A 17,716-nucleotide genomic window follows, 5' to 3' on the forward strand; every position below is an offset into this window, starting at 1 on the left:
CCGTTCGGCGCAGAAAAATTGTTTCGGGAGAATACCTTGGCAAGTACACCTATGGACGGGCGCAAGGCCGGCCCTCACGCAGGATTGCCGCAGGGCATGACCGTCATCATCGCGGGCTTCCTGCCGATTCTGGCCATCGTGACAATGTTTCCGGCGATCCCGGCGATCATCGGCCACTTTGCGCCGACCGATCCGACCGCGCCGACCAAGGTACCCTCGATGGTCACTGCGCCGGGGCTGACGATTGCGCTGGTGGCGCTGTTTGCCGGGCTGATGGTCGACCGCTTCGGGCGGCGCAAGCTGCTGCTGGTTTCGACCTTCTTCTACGGCCTGATCGGCGCCGCGCCGTTCCTGCTGGAGAACCTGAACGTGATCTATGCTTCGCGGCTGCTGCTGGGGCTTTGCGAGGCGGTGATCCTGACCACGGTCAACACGCTGATCGCCGACTATTGGCCCGACGATGGCCGCCGCAAATGGCTGGCCTTGCAGGGGCTGGTCGGGCCGGCGCTGTCCTCGGTGATGATCTTCTTTGCCGGGACGATGACCGCGTGGCGCTGGAACGGCATTTTCCTGCTTTATCTGCTGGCAGTGCCGATCTGGGCGGCGATGGTGCGCTGGATGTTCGAGCCGGAGAGCGATGCCACCGTGCGCATGATGCTGGGCATGGACGAGAAGGACACCGCAGGCTTCCCGTGGAGCGCAATGCTGGGGATCGCCGGGCTGACGCTGTTCTCCTCGGCGATCTACTATGTGTTCATCGTCAATGGTGCGACCGTCTGGCAGGAACTGGGCGTGACGGATCCGGAAAGCATCGGCCAGATCACCGCGCTGCCGACGCTGTTCATCCTGGTCGGCGCGACGCTGTTCTGGTGGCTGGGATCGAAGGGTGTCGGCTCGCCCACGCTGATCGCGATTTTTCTCGGCTTCCTCGGTGCGGGCCTCGCCGCGATGGGACTGGCGCTGGACTGGAAGGGCATGATCCTCGGCATGGCGCTGCAGCAGACCGGCGCGGGCATGGCGATCCCGACGCTGATCGCCTGGGCGCAAAGCAAGCTGCCCTTCGCGCATCGCGGGCGCGGCATGGGGATCTGGACGGCGACGTTCTTCTTCGGCCAGTTCTCCTCGCCGCTGCTGGTTTCGCTGCTGCGCGGTCTGACCGGCACGATGCAGGGCGCGTTCCTTGTGGCGGGCATCGTCAGCGCGGCGGGTGCGATCGTGTTGCTGGTGCTGCTTTCGCAGGACGGCGAGAAGGGGGCGGCGGCATGAAGCGCCTGCTCGCCGCCGCGCTGCTGGGCTGCGTGGCCTTCAGGACCAATGCTCTGGCGCAGTCGGAGATTGCCCGCACGACGATGCCTGCGCCGCCGCAGCCGGGCGTGATCGCGCTCCCGGTGCAAGGCTGTGACCCCGCCAGCGAGATTTGGCATCCGGATGCCGGCAAGCCGGCGGTGCGCAATGTGACGTGCCCGACCTTGCTGCCGTTTCTGCCGAAAGCGGGCGCAACCGGTGCGTCGGTGATTGTGGCGCCGGGCGGCGGGTTCCTTGGTCTCGCCATCGACAAGGAAGGGTATGAGATCGCGCGGTGGCTGGCGGACCACGGTGTCGCTGCGTTCGTGTTGAAGTACCGGACCTTGCCCACGCCGAAGGATCAGGGCGTGTTCGTCGACGAGCTGACGAAGCTGATCCACGGCCAGCCTTCGGCAATGAAGCTGCCGGACGACACGCCCGATATCGCGCGCGAGGATGGCCTTGCAGCGCTGAGGCTTGTGCGCGCCAATGCTGTGAAGTTCGGCGTCGATCCCGCGCGGCTCGGCTTCATGGGCTTTTCGGCGGGCGGGTTCCTCAGCCGCACGATGGTGCTGACGGACAAGGCGGATCGGCCTGCATTCACGGCGCCGATCTATCCGAACATGGCGCCACTGGCGGTTCCGGCGGATGCGCCGCCGATGTTCGTGGCCATCGCGCGGGACGATTTCCTGCTGGCGCGCGAGAAGGGCTTCCCGCTGATCGAAAGCTACCGCGCGGCAGGGCGGCCAATCGAGTTCCACTTGTTTCCGAGCGGAGGCCACGGTTTCGGCATCGGCCAGCCGGGGACACCCGAGGAAGGATGGATCGAGCTGCTTTACAAGTGGCTGCGGACTTCGGGGTTTCTGACCAAGCTGCGCTGAGTGCCTAGACGTAGGTCGTTGTATCTTCCGCCTTGCGCATTTGCATCAGGGCGCGGCGGGCGCGGATCGCGCCGGCGTCGGTCTTGAGGATCGCGGGGCGCGCGTCCCAGAAATCCTGATTGCCGAGCGCGCGCTGGGCAGCCTCGATCATCGGCTCGTCTTCCTCGACGAAGACGCGGCGGGCCATCTCGGCGGCAGCCGCGTTGTCCTCGTGATCGTAGAAATAGTGCGACGAGGTCTCTGTTTCCGGCGTGATGATGTGCGGGTTGATCATCGGCGGGACGATGAGGTCCGCGCGCTGGGTGCCGGACTTGGCAAGGCCGACGGTGAGCGCCATCGCGGCGGGGGCATGCCAGCGCATGTAGAGCCACTGGTCGATCTTCGCGCCGGGTTCGAGCATGGGCTTGGACCATTCGGGTGGCTCGGCCTCGGTCATGTCCCAGTTGTTCCAGATGGCGCCCCCGATGGTGTTGTCGCCGTCGTGGCGGACGGTCTGTTCGCCGTGGAAGATCGAGCCGTTGACGCCGAAGGTCTCGATGTGGAGGAACTCGGCGTGGGTGAGGTCCATCAGGTTGTCGGTGATGAGTTCGTAGTTGCCCTCGATGCGCAGGACGCCGCGGTGCATGCCGCGCTCCTCGTCGAGGAAGCTGAAGTCGGGGATCTTGGCCGGGTCCGCGAGGGCCGGATCGCCGGGCCAGAACCACAGGCCGCGATGCTTCTCGACAATCGGCATCGCAGGCGCGGTGATATGCGCGGGCGGATCGCCGGGGAAGGGCGAGTGGACGCAAGTGCCCGTGCTGTCGAAGCGGAGGCCGTGGTAGCGGCACTGGACGGTGTCCCCCACGCGCGTGCCCATCGAGAGCGGCACGAAGCGGTGCGGGCAGCGGTCGGCGATCATGGCGTAGGTGCCATCGGCCTTGCGCCAGATCAGCCAGGGTTTGCCGAGCAGGGTGCGGGGCAGCATCGCATCGCCGACGATCTCGTCGGCCCATGCGGCCATGTACCAGACATTCCTGACGTAGTCGGTCATATCGCACTCGATTTGAGGAGGGAGACGGCATGGGCGGCGGCGCGCGCGGTCAGCGCCATGTAGGTGAGCGAGGGGTTCTGGCAGGCGGAGGAGGCCATCTGCGCGCCGTCGGTGACGAAGAGATTGGCGACGTCGTGGGCCTGGCTCCATTTGTTGAGCACCGAGGTCGCCGGATCGAGCCCCATGCGCGCGCCGCCCATTTCGTGGATCGCGGTGCCGCCCGCGCCGGGGCGGTCGAACCCGAAGATCACGTGGCCGCCGGCCTTGGTCAGCATTTCGGTCGCGTCGGCCTTGGCCTGCGCGAGCGCAGCGTGCTCCTCCGCGCCGAACGCGAAATCGATGTGGAGCTGCGGGATGCCGTTGGCGTCGAACTTCGTGCGGTCGAGCGTGAGGCGGTTGCTCGCGCGGGGGACGCAATCGGCAAAGGCGACGAGGACCATGCGCCATGGGCCGGGCTTCCTGAGCCTGGCCTTGTAGTCGGCGCCGATCCCGGCCTCGCGCTTGCCGGCCGTCCACGTCGATTGCAGCGCGCCGCCTTGGAACGAGAAGCCGCGCGTGTGGCCGACGCCGTCCATCACGTCCATGTTGCGATAGCGCGGGATGATCGCGCCGGTGGGGCGGTTGCCGAAGGTGGTCCACGCCTCGAAGCCGGGCATGATCGCGGCGGCGGAGAGCGTGTTGGCGTGGTCCATGATGTGCGTGCCGAGCACGCCGCTGATGTTGGCGAGGCCGCTGGGCATGGCCTCGCTCGCCGAGTTCAGCAGGAGGTGGACCGAGTTGAAGGCACCCGCATTGAGGAAGACCATCCGTGCGGTGGCCTGACGGCGGGTCTTCGTCTTGCTGTCGATCCAGCGCACGCCGGTGACGCGGCGGGTGTTCGGGTCGTAGTCGATCTTCTCGACCGCCGCGTCGGTGATCAGCGTCAGGTTGCCGGTCGCCTGCGCGGCGGGCAGCGTGCTCGACTGGGTTGAAAAGTAGGCGCCGTAGGAGCAGCCGCGCGCGCAGATCGAACGGCTCTGGCAGGGGCCGCGGCCGTCCTTTTCCTGCGTGAGATTGGCCGTGCGGCCGATGGTGAGGCGGCGTTCGGGCCACGCCGCCATGATCTTCTCGCGCGCCGCCTGCTCGACCACGTTGAGCGCGAAGGGGGGGAGGAACTTGCCGTCGGGCAGCTGGGGCAGGCCTTCCGCCGCGCCGGAGACGCCGATGAATTCCTCGACCTTGTCGTACCACGGTGCAAGATCGGCGTAGCGGATCGGCCAGTCAGTGCCGTGGCCATCGCGCTTGTTGGCGCCGAAATCGTAGTCCGACCAGCGATAGGACTGCCGCCCCCACGTCAGCGAGCGGCCGCCGAGCTGGTAGCTGCGGAACCACGTGAAATCGGTGCCCTCGCCGGTCTGGTAGGGGTTCTGCGCGTCGTTCACGAAGTGGTTCTGCGTGAACTCGGTGAAATGGCGATTGAGCCGCTGCACTGCATATTCGCTGGCGTAGAGATCGGCATCGCCCTCGCCGCGGAAGGGCATTTCCCACGGCGCCTTCAATTCGGTCTCGTAATCGACCTGATGCTCGATCTTGCGGCCGCGTTCGAGGAGGAGGACCTTGAGCCCAGCCTCGGTCAATTCCTTGGCCGCCCAGCCGCCGGTGATGCCGGAGCCGACGACGATTGCGTCGAATGTGAGATTGTCGTCCATCAGCCGAAGTCCACTGCCGTCCAGTCGCTGGAATAGGCGCGCGTTTCGGGCGTCACGGGCACCTTGGGATCGAACCGGCCGGGGACCAGTTCGTAGTTGAGTTCCTTGGAGCCGCCCACTTCGCTGGTATAGTAGCCGGTAAGGATCAGCGCCTTGATCGCGCGCCATGGGGCGGCGGCGGGATCGCCTTTGAATGCAGACGCATCGAGTGAGGCGAGCTGTTCGGACTGGCGCGCCGGGGGCAGCGTGAGCCAGGCCGCGCCGAGCTTGCCATCGAGCCAGGCGGCGTGATCGAGGCTGCCATCTGATCGCAGGTAGGGCGTGAGCGACGGATCGGAAGCAAGCGGCTTGCGTGTCCCTTCAAGGCCATGGGCAAGCGCGACCAGCACGAAATCGCCTGCGCCGACAGAACCGGCACCGGGGGTGTCGGTGGTGGGGATCACGGCTTCGGCCACCACGCGCATCAGCTTGCGCTGGCGGGGGGAGGGCGCAGCCTTCGGGTCAAGGGCCTTGAGCACTGCAGCGCCGCCGGGCGCTGAGCTGAGCAGCGCGACGAGCGAAGCCGCGCCGAGGAAGCTGCGGCGGCTCCAGCCGGTCATTCGCCGATGCCCATGATGCGGCGGTTGAGCGCGCGGTCGGCACCACCTGCGGCGAAATCGTCGAAAGCGTGCTCGGTGACCTTGATGATGTGCCGATCAATGAAAGGCGCGCCTTCCGCTGCACCGACTTCGGGATGCTTCAAGGCGCATTCCCATTCGAGCACGGCCCAGCCGGCGAAGTCGTTGGCGGCCATCTTGGAGAAGATGCCGCCGAAATCGACCTGTCCGTCACCCAGCGAGCGGAAGCGGCCGGGGCGGTCGACCCAGCCCTGATAGCCGCCGTAGACGCCGGAGCGGCCATTGGGGCGGAACTCGGCGTCCTTCACGTGGAAGCATTTGATGCGCTCGTGGTAGATGTCGATGAACTGCAGATAGTCGAGGCACTGCAGCACAAAGTGGCTGGGATCGTAGAGGATATTGGCGCGCGGGTGGTTGCCGACGGCTTCGAGGAAGCGCTCGAAAGTGACGCCGTCGTGGAGGTCCTCGCCGGGGTGGATTTCGTAGGCGGCGTCGACACCGTTGTCCTCGAACACGTCAAGGATCGGCTTCCAGCGCTTGGCAAGTTCGGCGAAGGCATCCTCGACAAGGCCGGCGGGGCGGGCGGGCCAGGGGTAGAAGTAGGGCCAGGCCAGCGCGCCGGAGAACGTGGCGTGCGCGGTGAGGCCGAGGCGGCGGCTTGCCACTGCGGCGTTCTTGACCTGCTGGACGGCCCATTCCTGCCGGGCCTTGGGCTTGCCGTGGAGTTCGGCGGGCGCGAAGCCATCGAACTGCGCGTCGAAGGCGGGGTGGACCGCGACGAGCTGGCCTTGCAGGTGGGTCGACAGCTCGGTGATGGCGAGGCCCTTGTCCGCCAGCATGCCCTTGATCTCGTCGCAGTAGGTCTGGCTTTCCGCCGCGAGATCGAGGTTGAACAGGCGCGCGTCCCAGCTGGGGATCTGGAGGCCCTTGTAGCCGAGGCCGGCCATGTAGTCGGCGATGGCGGGGAGGCTGTTGAAGGGGGCTGCATCGCCTGCGAACTGGGCGAGGAAGATGCCGGGGCCTAGAATCGTCTTCATGGGGGCGGGTCCTCAGACGGTAAGTGGGGTCCAGCCGCTGCGGGCAGCGCTGGCGCGGACGGCGGTGTCGATGAAGGCCATCGAGCGCAGGCCTTCGGCGGCGCCGGGGAGCAGTGGAGCGCTGCCGCCGCGGACCAGTTCGGCGAAGTCGCGGTAGAGATTGGCGAAGGCTTCGAGATAGCCTTCGGGGTGGCCGCCGGGGGTGCGGGTGCGGCGCGCAGCGTCGGGGCCGAGCAGGCCGGTGCCCGCGCGGATCACCTCGCTGCGGCCATCGAGATGGTGGAGGATGAGCGTGTTCGGCTCCTCCTGCTTCCACGCGAGGCCGCCACTTTCGCCATAGACGCGGATGCGCAGGCCATTGAGCTCGCCGACTTCGATCTGGCTGGCGAGGAGGACGCCGCGCGCCCCGTTTTCGAAGCGGAGAAGGACGGAGCAATCATCATCGAGCTGGCGGCCGGGGACGACGGCGCCGAGGTCTGCCAGCAGTTCGGTGACGTGGAGGCCGGTCACGAACTCGGCCAGCTGGAAGGCATGGACGCCGATATCGCCGATGCAGCCGCCGGCACCGGCGCGTAGCGGATCGACGCGCCATTCGGCCTGCTTGCCTTCCGCTGGTCCTGCAAGCCAGCCTTGCGGATATTCGACGACGACCTTGCGGATCTGGCCGAGCGCACCGGCGGCGATGCGGGCGCGGGCTTCGCGCACGAGCGGGTAGCCGGAATAGGTGTAGGTGAGGGCGAAGGGGAGGCCGGATGCTCCGACGGCGGCGGCCAGGTCGCGCGCTTCGGCCAGCGTGGCCGTCATCGGCTTGTCGCTGATGACGGGGAGGCCTGCGGCGAGCGCGGCCCTGGCGGAGGGGAGATGGTCGTGGTTCGGCGTGACCACGGCGACAAACTGGGCACCATCCGCGCGGGCCGTTTCAGCGGCGAGCATTTCGGCAAGGTTGCCAAAGGCGCGGGCCGGATCGAGGCCATAGGCCTCGCCGCCGACGCGGCTGCGGGCGGGATCGCTGGAGAAGACCCCTGCGACCAGTTCGATTTCCCGGTCGAGTTCGGCGGCAATGCGGTGGACGGGGCCGATGAAGGCACCGGGGCCGCCGCCGATCATGGCCATGCGCAACCGACTCACTGATCCTTCTCCATACTGCGGTTTCTGGTTCTAGGGCGCCTGATGCTCGAGCGTCCGGGCATCGATGTCCAGCGTGCTCCCGGAATCTTCCGCATGGCGTGCGATGCGCACGGTGTGCGGGGTCGGCAGCAGTTCCCAGCCAGCATCGCCCCACGTCATGAAGCGGCGGCGGGCGAGCGGGACCGTGACGAGCGCTGCGCGGCCCGGTTCGAGATGGACCTTGGCAAACCCGATCAGCGTCGGCTCCGGGCTGTCGCGATAGACCTGAACGATATCGGAACCGGCGCGTGCGGAGAGGTTGGTGACCGTGATCGCGACGCCCTCTGCCGCGACTGCCGGGTGCGACCATTCGAAGCGGGCGTAGCCTTGCCCGGCGCCCAGCGTGTGGCGCGCGGTCTTACCGGCGGTGATCACGCCGCGATAGCCGATGCGCGTGCCGTCGGTATAGGGCAGCGAGCCATCGGCCTGCGGCTGCAGGTGATAGCCGGGATAATCGGCCTCGGCGCGCGCGATGGTGACGGGCATGCGGCCGCCGGGTTCGCGGTCTCCGGCGAGCACCGAAGCAAGCGCAGCGGCAAAGCCTTCGCCGGGGTACCAGGTGGCGAGGTGGGCGGCGGCGTGGTCTTCCCACGCGGCGTCATAGGCGTGGCCGACGTTGGTGACGACGGCGACGCGGGGGTTTGCGGCGGTGACGCGCGCGATCAGTTCGAGCTGTCCGGCGGGAAGGCGCGTGTCGGGGCGGTCCTTGCTTTCGACCGAGCTGTCCGAGGTCTCGCCGACGATGAGGACGACGGCATCGGCTCTTTGCGCGGCGGCTTCGGCGGCGGCGAGCAGTTCCTCGCCGCTGCCGGGGGCCCGGATGCCGTACCACAGGCCGTGGACACGGGCGCCGGTGAAGGTGAATTCGGCGACGATGTCGACCGTCTGGCCGGCGGTCAGCTCGATCGGAGCGCTCTCGCTGTCACCCGCCTTGAGCACGCCCATGGTGTCGCCCGGAGGGCATTCGGTGGTGGCGAGGACTTCGCGGCCATCGACGAGGAGGCGCGCGACACCGGTGGCGCCGAGGTGGAAACGGTGGGTGCCGGACTTCGCGGCCGTGAAGCGGCCCGCGGCGCGGATCGAGCCGCCCTTCGCAAAGGGGGCCTGATCGTGCATGCCCGCGAACCAGACGAGCGAATTGGTGTCGCGCGTCTCGCGGGTCATGGGCTCGCCGCTGCAATCGGGCGTGGCGAAGTAGTCGAGCGTCATGCCGCTTGTGCAGCCATCGCCGATGTCGTGCGCGGGGGCGACGGGCATCAGCGGCAGGCGCGGGGCGGGATCGACGCCGGGTTCGAAGATCACCTCGCAGTGTTTGCCGAAGCGGGCGCGGATGGCGTCGATGGGCGAGGGGAGGTCCGGGCGGACCGAGATCTTGGCGAAAGTGCCGCCCTGAAAGCAGGGGGCGGCGGCGTTGGGGCCGATGACGGCGAGCGTCTTGGTGCTGGCGGGATCGAGCGGCAGGAGATCGCCGTCGTTCTTGAGGAGAACCATCCCGGCAGCGGCGGCTTCTTCCAGCAGCGCGGTGATCTGGGCTTCGGCGAGCGGCTGCGACTTGGCACCGGTGACGCGCGCTGCGGCGTTGGCCACGCGGGTGGCGGCATCCTGCACGCGGGATTCTGCGACTTCGCCTGCGGTGACGGCAGCGGCGGACTTGGCGCCGAGGAACCGCGCTGGGCCGGGCATTTCAAGGTCCAGCCCGCCGAGCAGCGTCGGCGCGGTGGAATGGGTGCCGAACCAGTCGGACATGATGACGCCCTGGTAGCCCCATTCGCCCTTCACGATTTCGGTGAGGATATGGTGCTGCTCGGCGCAATACTGGCCGTTCACGCGGTTGTAGGCGGCAAGCATGCCCGCGCAGCCAGCGGCGGCGGCGAATTCGAAGGGGAGGAGGTAGACCTCGCGCAAGGTGCGCTCGTCGACCTCGACGTTCATTGTGTCGCGCGCGGTTTCGCTGTCGTTGCAGACGAGGTGCTTGGCGCAGGAGCCGGTGCCGGTCGATTGCAGGCCGCCGATCCAAGCTGCGCCGAGAACGCCGGCCAGCAGCGGGTCTTCGGAGAAATACTCGAATGCGCGGCCGGCGAGGGGGCTGCGGGCGAGGTTGATATTGGGGGCGAGCACCATGTCGATGCCGCGCCCCACTGCTTCCTGCCCGACCAAGGTGCCGATGCGCCGGGCGAGATCGATGTCCCAGCTTGCCCCCAGCGCGGTGGCGCAAGGGGAAAGCCGGGCGACGTCACGCTCGTCGACAAGGCCGCTGGCGATGCCCATCGGTCCGTCGCTCATGGCGAACGACGGAATGCCGACGTCCGGCACGGCGGGCGTGGCCCACATGGAGGCTCCCGCCGTGAGGAGAGCGGCCTGGTCGAGAGTCAGTTGGGTCATAAGTGTCAGGCGGCCAGCGCGAGAACCTTGGTGTCCTTCGTGGTGGGGACGAAGGGCAGGTAGGACACGCGCATGCGCACCGCGAACTCGATCTTGTGATCGCCGGCGGGGAGGCCGCCGGGCTTCATCGCGATGATCTTGGCCTTCTCGCCGAAGTTCCAGCGGTCGTCATAGACCGTTTCCATCTGGTCGAGCGTGTAGGTCTTGCCGCGCACGTGGAAGCGAATGTCCTCACGGGCGACCGGCTCGCCGTCTACGGTGACGACGATGTCCTCGACCATCGAGAGGCCGAGGCCGCGGTAGTAGGGCAGGCGGCCGTAGAAGGCGAAGCCCAGATCGGAGCTCTCGAGGCTGGCCTCGACGATCATCTTGTTGTCCATCATGGGATCGGTTCCTCAGGCAGCAGCGCGGAGCTGGGGGGTGGGTTCGCCGAGGAGCTGCGCGAGCATGACCTGCTGGCGGCGGACCTGCTCGACGCTGTCGGGCTCTTCCTTGTCCTCGATCCAGCGGTTGCCTTCGTATTCGGAGCAGATGTAGCCGTCGTAGCCGCCCTGCTGGAGCACCGCGACGATCTTGTCGTAGGGGATCGAAGGCTCGACGTAGGAGCCAGTGGAATCCGGGGTCATCTCGTAGAACTTGCCGTGGATGTTGTGGATGCGCGGCATGTAATCGAGCATGCGCTTCGGCTCGAACGCGGCATTGTGGCGCAGCGTTTCGGCCATCGCGATGGCGGGGCCAGTGCCGCCCATCTGCTGGACGTTGAGGATGACGTATTCCGAAAGGACGCGGTCCTCGTAAGCCTTCACGATGTAGTCGGCGATGTTCTGCGGCACGCCGATGCGCATGAATTTTTCCTTCCAGACCGGCGGGAAGGCATGGAGGAACATGCCCATGTCCGGCAGGAAGCCGAGCGCATCCGAACCCGACTTCTCGAAGCATTCGGCGTGGCGGATGATCCACGGATGATCGAAGTGCAGCGGGGCGTGGACCTCGATAAGGATCTTGATGCCCTTTTCCTCGGCATAAGGCGCGGCGGCGACGAGCACTTCGGGTGCGATCGAGACAAGCGCGCGGATGTACTTCATGCCGAGGCGGGCGCCGAAGTCGATGTCGTTCTTCACGCTGGCGACCTGCTCGGCGAAGGGCATCTCGCGGCCCTTGTAGCGCTTGTAGTCGAGCATGAAATCGTGGCTGACGGGCACGCAATCGTACTTGGCGATGAGCTGGTGCCAGTTGGCGATTTCCGCGTCGTCGACGCCGACTTCGGGCCAGCCCCAGAAGGTTTGCTCGCCGATGACCTCGATGCCGTTCGCGCCCATCTCGGCGCAGGTGCGGATGCAGTCCTCAAGGGTCATCTGGCCCTGGAAGGTCTCGTTCTGAAAGCTGTACAGGCTTACGCCGCGCAGAATCGGCACTGTGCTGTCTCCCCTGAGGCGGCTGCCAAAGCGCCGCTCTGATCGTGAAATGGAATCGCGTGGCTGCCTGCGATTCCTGAAGCATTATTAGAATGCTAATTCTAGAAATTTGCGGTCCGAGTCAAGGGGCCTTTGCGCCGAACCGGGCGCGCCAGTTGCCATCCATCGGCCAGAACCAGACAACGGCGGCCTGCGCCGCAAGCAGGGTGCCAGCGGCGAGGAAATAGGCTTGGCGGATATCGGCGCGGACGGCCTCGGTAACCGCATCGGGGACGTAGCCGGCCCAAGACAGCACGAAGGCGCCGAGCGCGGTGCCGATGGCCATGCCGACTTTGGTCGAGGTGCTGATGCCGGAAGACAGGAGGCCTTCGTGGCGCACGCCGAACAGCGCCTGGTGGTAGTCTGCGGTCGCGGCGGCCATCGAGAAGATGCCGGTGATCGTGACCGAGGTGACGATGGAGAACGCGAAATAGGGGAGCAGCAGCGGAGGTACGGCGAGCGCGCCGAACTGCAAGTCTGCCGCATGATCGAGTCCGGCCATGGCGGCAAGCAGCACCAATGCAGTCGCGATGGCGCCGATGCAGCCCTTGCTGATGCCGGTGCGCGCGAGGATCGGCGGAGCGATGAAGGCAGCGAGGAGCAGGCCGCCCGAGACCATCGGCAGCATGACCGGGATCAGCCACGGCTTCTGGACGACGTCCTTGGCATAAAAGATCGTCAGGCCCAGCATCGCGCCGAAACGCACGAAGTAGAGCAGGCAGAAGCCGAAGCAGACGGCCCAGGCGCGGTTGCGCAGCATCTGGCCGATGGCTGGAAGGGTGCGGAAGGCCGAAGCAGGCGCCTCGTCGGCAATGCGCTCGCGGCAGTTGCGGAAGAGCATCGCGAGCGCGAGGAGCGAGAGCGCGCCGAACAGCAGCGTGACCATGAGAAAGCCATGCGCCTCGTTGCCGCCGCCGAGCGCGCCGACCAGCGGCATCGTCGCAGCGGTGCCGAGGATGACGCCCACGGAGGTGCCGATCGAGCGCCAGCCGCCAAGGCGCAGGCGGTCCGCCGGAGCGTCGGTCATCATCGGCATGAGCGCGGTGTAGGGGATCGAGCCGAAGCTCATGATGATGCCCAGCGCCTTGAAGGTGAGGAAGGCATAGACGAGCTGCGCACTCTGGCCCCAGTGCGGCACGTTGAACGTGGCGATGAAGACGGCGACATAGGGCAGCGCGGTGAACAGGAAATAGGGCCGGGTGCGGCCCCAGCGGCTGCGCGTCTTGTCGACCGCGATGCCCACCAGCGGATCGATCACCGCATCGAGCAGGCGCGCGACGAGGAAGATCGTGCCGACCGCTGCCGCCGGAAGCCCGACGACAGTGGTGTAGTAATAGAGCAGGAACGCGCCTGCCATGTTGTAGGCAAGGCTGTAGCCGAAATCGCCGAAGCCGTAGCTGGCCCGTTCGGCCAGCGAGAGGCGCTCAGGCACAGGATGCGGCCCTGTTGACGCAGGACTGCTCCCGTGGCGTTTCCTTACGTTCGGCAAGCGGCCATTCGACACAGACGGACAAGGTCATGTCCGTTCTCCCTTGTTCGATCGGCCGGCTGCCGGATGTCGGGGGCGCGCGCCAGACGCCCCCGCCTGGAAAGTCAGATCAGATCAGAACTTCACGCCGAGACGGATCCCGTAGGTGCGCGGCGTACCGAACTGCCAGTTGAACACGTCGTCCGGACCTGCCGAGATGAAGCTGCCGTAAGTCAGCGGGCGGGTGTTCTCGACATTCTTCACGAAGGCGATCAGCGAGTAGCGCTTGTTGGCGGTCTGGTACTCGAGGCTGAAGTCGCTCTGCGTGAACGCCTGCTGCGTGCCGTCGCGGTAGTTGTAGAAGTCGGTGAAGTAGGACGACTTGAAGGTCGTGTCCGCACGCGCCGTCAGGCTGCCCGCACCGCCCAACTGGAAGGTGTGGTCGATCCCGGCGGTGATGATGAACTTGGGCGAGAACGGCGGGCGATTGCCGGCAAAGTTCGGCTGCTGCACGCCGGGAGTCGTGGGATCGAGATCGCCGATGCCGTTGAGCGCGCCGCTCAGATCGAGCACGTTGAACTGGGCGAGCAGTTCCTTGTACTCCGCGTTCAGGTAGTTGAACGAGGTGTGGAAGTTCGTCGCGTCATCCAGCTGGATGCTCGCCGAGGCTTCGATGCCCCAGATCTTGGCCTTGCCCGCGTTGAAGGTCTGACCGCCCACCGTGGTGTCGAGCAGGACCGAGACCTGGAGGTCCTTGTAGTCGTAGTAGAACGCGCCGAGGTTGAACTGGTGCTGGCGGTGATCGCCGAAGGTCTGCTTCCAGCCGCCTTCGAAGGCGGTGTTGGTTTCGGGCCGGTAAGTGCCGACCGCGTCGAAGCCACCGCCCTTGAAGCCGGTGGAGGCCTTGAAATAGACCAGCGTATCGGCATTGGGCTTGTAGTTCAGCCCGGCGAGCCAGGTGACCTTGCTGTCGTTGCTGCCCAGCGGCAGGATCTGAGCATTGATGGCGTTCAGATCCTTGCGTCCCGGACCCGCACCGAGCAGCGTGAAGTTGGGGCCACCGACGGGGCAGGACCCGACAGTCGGGCAATCCGGGCGCTGCGGGATGGGCGCGGTATTGTAGCGAACGAACGGCGTGCCATTGACGTAGACGGCGTCGCGCGAGTTGTCAGTGTAGCGCAGACCGCCGACCGCGGTCAGCTTGTCGCCCAACGGCACTTCGACCTGACCGAACAGAGACTTGCTGTCGCTGGAGATCTTGCGGCCGAAGTACGAGAGGTAGGTGCCAGCCGGAGGTGCGATCGGGCCGAGGAAGAAGCCGTTCTCGCGGTCAAGCTTCTCCTTGAAGTAGAATCCGCCGATCTGGTAGATCACGCCGCCGATCTTGCCGTTGAGGCGCAGTTCGTGGCTCTGCGTCCCGGCATCGTCCTGGAACGAGAACGACTGGTAGATCACCGGCAGCGTCAGGCGGTTCTTGGGATCGCCCGAGAAGCTGCGGTAGCCGCCGATGTAGGTCAGCGTTGCCGCATCGCTGAATTCATAGGCGATACGCCCGCGCACGGCCCAGCTGTCCTGCTTGACCTTGCCGATGCCGTAGAGCGGCGCCACGTATTCGTTGCGGTCGATCTGCGAGACGAGGTTGGTGTTGTTGGGAACGCACAGCACCTGCGTGTAGGCCGGAGCAACGCGGCTGAAGCCGTTGTTGCAACCGCCGCCGGTCGGGCCGTTGCCCGGGCGGTTGAGATCGGCAACGGCAAAGATGCCGGGGCTGAACTTGCGCTGCGAGTACTCGGCGGCAAGATTGACCGACAGCTTGTCGGTCGGATCGAGGCGCAGCGAGATGCGGCCGCCATACGCGTTGTTGTCGTCCGAACGACCCGCGGCATAAGCCGGGAACACGAAGAAGCCGCCGCCGGCGGGGTGCTTGTTGTAGCCGTCGCGGTCTTCATAGAAGCCCGAGACGCGCACCGCGGCGCTATCGCCAAGCGGCACATCGACCCCGGCATCGGCGCGCACGGCGTTGTAGTTGCCGTAGCTGATCGTGCCTTCGGCGCCGAAGGTGCGGCCGGGCTTCTTCGTGATGAAGTTGATCGCGCCGCCGGTCGAGTTGCGGCCATAGAGCGTACCCTGCGGCCCGCGCAGCACTTCGACGCGGTCCATGTCGAACAGTGCCATCGACATCACGTTCGGGCGGTTGATGTACTCGCCGTCGATATTGATGACGACCGACGTGTCCTGCGCTTCGTCGTTCGAGGTGGTGCCGATGCCGCGGACGGTGACCTTGACGGTGCCCTGATCCTGGTTGAGCTGGACGACCGGAGCGATCTTGTCGATGTCGTTGAGCGTCGAGAAGCCGGCCTTCTTGAGGTCCTCGCCGCTGATCACGTTGATCGCGATCGGCACGTCGTTGACGTTCTGCTTGCGGTTCTGCGCGGTGACGACGATCTCGGTCACACTCGCGTCGGTATCGGCCTGCGCAGTCTGCTGGGCGCGCGCGGGCGCGGCCATGGCGATGATGGCGCACGAGGCAAGCAGACTGGTACCTTGGATGATGTTGCGCATGATCCCTCCCGTGATGCACTCCGCTTGATCCGGAGCGTCTGGTTAGCGGTTTTCAATTCAGGCCCGTTTTCGAACCTCGGGCTGCCATTCCGGCGTACCGTTCATGCTGCGCAGCATGGCGGGGGACCGGCCCGAAATGGCGGAACAAGAATGTCCTGCCCGATTGGTTCCATTAAGTGAAATAGTATGTTTTCATCGATAATCATTCATAAGATCGATACATAATCTGATCGGTGCATAGATTAGGCCAATGCGGGCATGACCTTGCGGGCCAGCAGATCGAGCGTCTGGTTGCCGAGGCGCAGGCGCTGTTCCGTCAGCGGGCCGGTGGTCGTGCCGCAAAGGACGTTGCCGATGCCGAGCTCCTTGTAGGGCGTGAGGTGCTCGATCACTGTCTCCGGCGAGCCATAGAGGCACCAGGTGCCGATCCAGTCCTCGGTGAGCGCGTTCGGGGTGCGGTCGGTCTTGGTGTTCTCGGCATTGCTTTCGGCGCGGGCGTTGAACTCGGCCTCGCGCTCGACGCAGGCCTGATAGGCCTTGAGGATCACTTCGAGCTCTTCGCGCGCCTGATCGTCGCTCTCGGCCACGTGGACGCACTGGTAGGTGTGCGTCGTCCAGTCGAGCGCGCCGTTCACCACGTCTTCGGGATGCCCGGCGGCGGTCAGCTTGGCGTGGTAGATGTCGAAGAACTTCTTCACGTGGACGAAGGGCTCGGTGCCGCCGATCCTGGGCGGTGTGAAAGCGGGGATGAACGCGGGCCAGCCGTGGGTCGCGGCGCGCTGGGCACTGGTTTCCTTCATCGCCACCGGCATGAGGCGCGCATGGCCGGGCGTATAGCTGGCGGGCGCGATGCGCTGGAGCACGCGGCCCTGGTGCGGGCCGTTGTCGATTTCGATGGCGGGGTCGGTCATCGCCTTGGCCCAGAGCGCCTCGGCCAGTTCGAGGTTGCGGTCGGAGATCGCGCCGGCATCCTTGTAGTTGACGCCGAAGCCGATCATTTCCTCCGGCGTCGTGCCGCTGCCGATGCCGACGAGGATTTTGCCCTCGGTCAGCTGGTCAAGGATGTTGATGCGCTCGGCAAAGCGGACCGGATGGTGCAGCGGGACCGAGACGACCGAGAAGCCGAAATGCATTTGCGGCATCTTGGCGGCGAGGTAGGCGGCGAAGATGAAGCTGTCGCTGGCCACCGGCATGTAGCCGTTGAAGTGATGGTCCGGCATGAAGATCGCCGAGAAGCCGAGATCACCTGCACGCAGGGCATGCGATTCCAGATCCTTCATCAGCTTGCGGTCGTCTTCGGGGCACATCGTGCGCGCGTTGAGGAACACCGAAAAACGCATGTGCTTGTCTTCTCCCCCGTCTGGGCGGCCTGAACCATGATTCTGGTACGGACTCGGCGAATCAAATTAGAATTGACGTTCGTGTTTTAGTAGGGTTTAGCATTCCAATGTCAACTGCCACACGCCACACCGAAGCCCTCGCGCTTCAGGCCCTCAGCCGCAAGCCGCGCCAGGGGCGCAGCCTTGCTTCGTTCGAGCGCATGCTCGAGGCGACCAAGGCGCTGATGATCGAGACGGGGGGCGACAGCTTCACGCTGCAGGACGTGAGCGAGCGCGGGCAGGTCTCGATCGGCTCGATCTACCTGCGCTTTGAAAGCAAGGACCGGTTGCTGCACGCGGTGATCGCGGAGGAATTGCAGGCGATCATCGCCAAGGAACGCGTGATGATCGATGCCGTACTGGCGGAGACATCTTCGCTGGGCGCGTTCCTCCCGCTCTACATCGCGCGCTACAGCGCATTTCTGGAGGAGCATGCCCCGCTGCTGCGCACGATCATGGCACGCGCCGAAATCGATCCGCTGGTGTCCGAGCCGGGCAAGGAGACGGCGCGGCGTTCAGCCGAAATGTCGATTGCAGCGATCCTGACCTTCAGCGACGAGATCAAGTCTGCCGACCCGGAGGCCAAGGCGCTGGCGGTGTTCCAGATCGTGTTCGCGACGATCGCGCGCCAGTTCGGGCTGGGTTCGACGCCGGAATCGAGCGATCCCTACCTGTGGGGCTTCATCAAGGACGAGATCGTCAAGATGGCGCTGGCCTACTTGCGCCACGCGGATTGAGGGCGGGGCGGCTCAACCCGAGTCCTCGGC

The 17,716-nt window shown here is 66.0% G+C and carries 14 protein-coding genes; 3 read left to right on the top strand and 11 right to left on the bottom strand.

The features are described from left to right. The first annotated feature begins 96 nt into the window (after positions 1-96). The gene (locus IP83_RS00150; protein WP_231624845.1) at positions 97-1,266 is read left to right on the top strand and encodes an MFS transporter; all 1,170 of its coding nucleotides are present in this window, start codon (positions 97-99) and stop codon (positions 1,264-1,266) included. Next, positions 1,263-2,165 carry an alpha/beta hydrolase gene (locus IP83_RS00155; RefSeq protein WP_054120174.1) on the top strand — a complete coding sequence of 301 codons (903 nt, stop codon included), beginning with the start codon at positions 1,263-1,265 and terminating at the stop codon, positions 2,163-2,165. The genes IP83_RS00150 and IP83_RS00155 overlap by 4 nt, the downstream gene beginning before the upstream one ends. A 4-nt stretch (positions 2,166-2,169) precedes the next feature. Here IP83_RS00155 and IP83_RS00160 read toward each other — a convergent pair whose 3' ends face one another. From IP83_RS00160 to IP83_RS00210, 11 genes are all read right to left on the bottom strand, one after another. Next, positions 2,170-3,195, bottom strand: a complete 1,026-nt coding sequence (locus IP83_RS00160) for an aromatic ring-hydroxylating dioxygenase subunit alpha (RefSeq protein WP_054120175.1) — start codon at positions 3,193-3,195, stop codon at positions 2,170-2,172. Further along, positions 3,192-4,883 (bottom strand): GMC oxidoreductase, encoded by a 1,692-nt coding sequence (locus tag IP83_RS00165; protein ID WP_054120176.1) that lies wholly within the window; start codon positions 4,881-4,883, stop codon positions 3,192-3,194. The genes IP83_RS00160 and IP83_RS00165 overlap by 4 nt, the downstream gene beginning before the upstream one ends. Next, entirely contained in the window at positions 4,883-5,482 is a 600-nt protein-coding gene (locus tag IP83_RS00170) for a gluconate 2-dehydrogenase subunit 3 family protein (RefSeq protein WP_054120177.1), read from the bottom strand. The genes IP83_RS00165 and IP83_RS00170 overlap by 1 nt, the downstream gene beginning before the upstream one ends. Further along, positions 5,479-6,537 (bottom strand): sugar phosphate isomerase/epimerase, encoded by a 1,059-nt coding sequence (locus IP83_RS00175; protein WP_054120178.1) that lies wholly within the window; start codon positions 6,535-6,537, stop codon positions 5,479-5,481. Before IP83_RS00175 ends, IP83_RS00170 begins: the two co-directional genes overlap by 4 nt. 12 nt (positions 6,538-6,549) lie before the next feature. Next, positions 6,550-7,650 carry a Gfo/Idh/MocA family protein gene (locus tag IP83_RS00180; protein WP_054120179.1) on the bottom strand — a complete coding sequence of 367 codons (1,101 nt, stop codon included), beginning with the start codon at positions 7,648-7,650 and terminating at the stop codon, positions 6,550-6,552. A gap of 45 nt (positions 7,651-7,695) precedes the next feature. Then, positions 7,696-10,035, bottom strand: a complete 2,340-nt coding sequence (locus IP83_RS00185; RefSeq protein ID WP_231624846.1) for a glycoside hydrolase family 3 protein — start codon at positions 10,033-10,035, stop codon at positions 7,696-7,698. A 56-nt stretch (positions 10,036-10,091) separates the two neighbouring features. Continuing rightward, positions 10,092-10,469 (bottom strand): DUF6379 domain-containing protein, encoded by a 378-nt coding sequence (locus IP83_RS00190; RefSeq protein WP_054120181.1) that lies wholly within the window; start codon positions 10,467-10,469, stop codon positions 10,092-10,094. 12 nt (positions 10,470-10,481) lie between these two features. Beyond that, the gene (locus IP83_RS00195; protein ID WP_054120182.1) at positions 10,482-11,501 is read right to left on the bottom strand and encodes a sugar phosphate isomerase/epimerase; all 1,020 of its coding nucleotides are present in this window, start codon (positions 11,499-11,501) and stop codon (positions 10,482-10,484) included. A 121-nt stretch (positions 11,502-11,622) separates the two neighbouring features. After that, positions 11,623-12,972: an MFS transporter gene (locus IP83_RS00200; RefSeq protein ID WP_054120183.1), complete on the bottom strand. Its 1,350-nt coding sequence runs from the start codon at positions 12,970-12,972 to the stop codon at positions 11,623-11,625. Between the two features lie 171 nt (positions 12,973-13,143). Next, positions 13,144-15,570 (bottom strand): TonB-dependent receptor, encoded by a 2,427-nt coding sequence (locus IP83_RS00205; RefSeq protein WP_054120184.1) that lies wholly within the window; start codon positions 15,568-15,570, stop codon positions 13,144-13,146. A gap of 242 nt (positions 15,571-15,812) precedes the next feature. Next, positions 15,813-16,910: an LLM class flavin-dependent oxidoreductase gene (locus IP83_RS00210; RefSeq protein ID WP_054120185.1), complete on the bottom strand. Its 1,098-nt coding sequence runs from the start codon at positions 16,908-16,910 to the stop codon at positions 15,813-15,815. Positions 16,911-17,017: 107 nt separating this feature from the next. On the opposite strand from IP83_RS00210, the gene IP83_RS00215 reads away from it, so the two are divergent. Then, positions 17,018-17,686, top strand: a complete 669-nt coding sequence (locus IP83_RS00215) for a TetR/AcrR family transcriptional regulator (protein WP_054120186.1) — start codon at positions 17,018-17,020, stop codon at positions 17,684-17,686. The last annotated feature ends 30 nt before the right edge of the window (positions 17,687-17,716 follow it).

The sequence above is a fragment of the Novosphingobium sp. AAP93 genome, from assembly GCF_001296055.1.
Lineage (GTDB): Bacteria > Pseudomonadota > Alphaproteobacteria > Sphingomonadales > Sphingomonadaceae > Novosphingobium.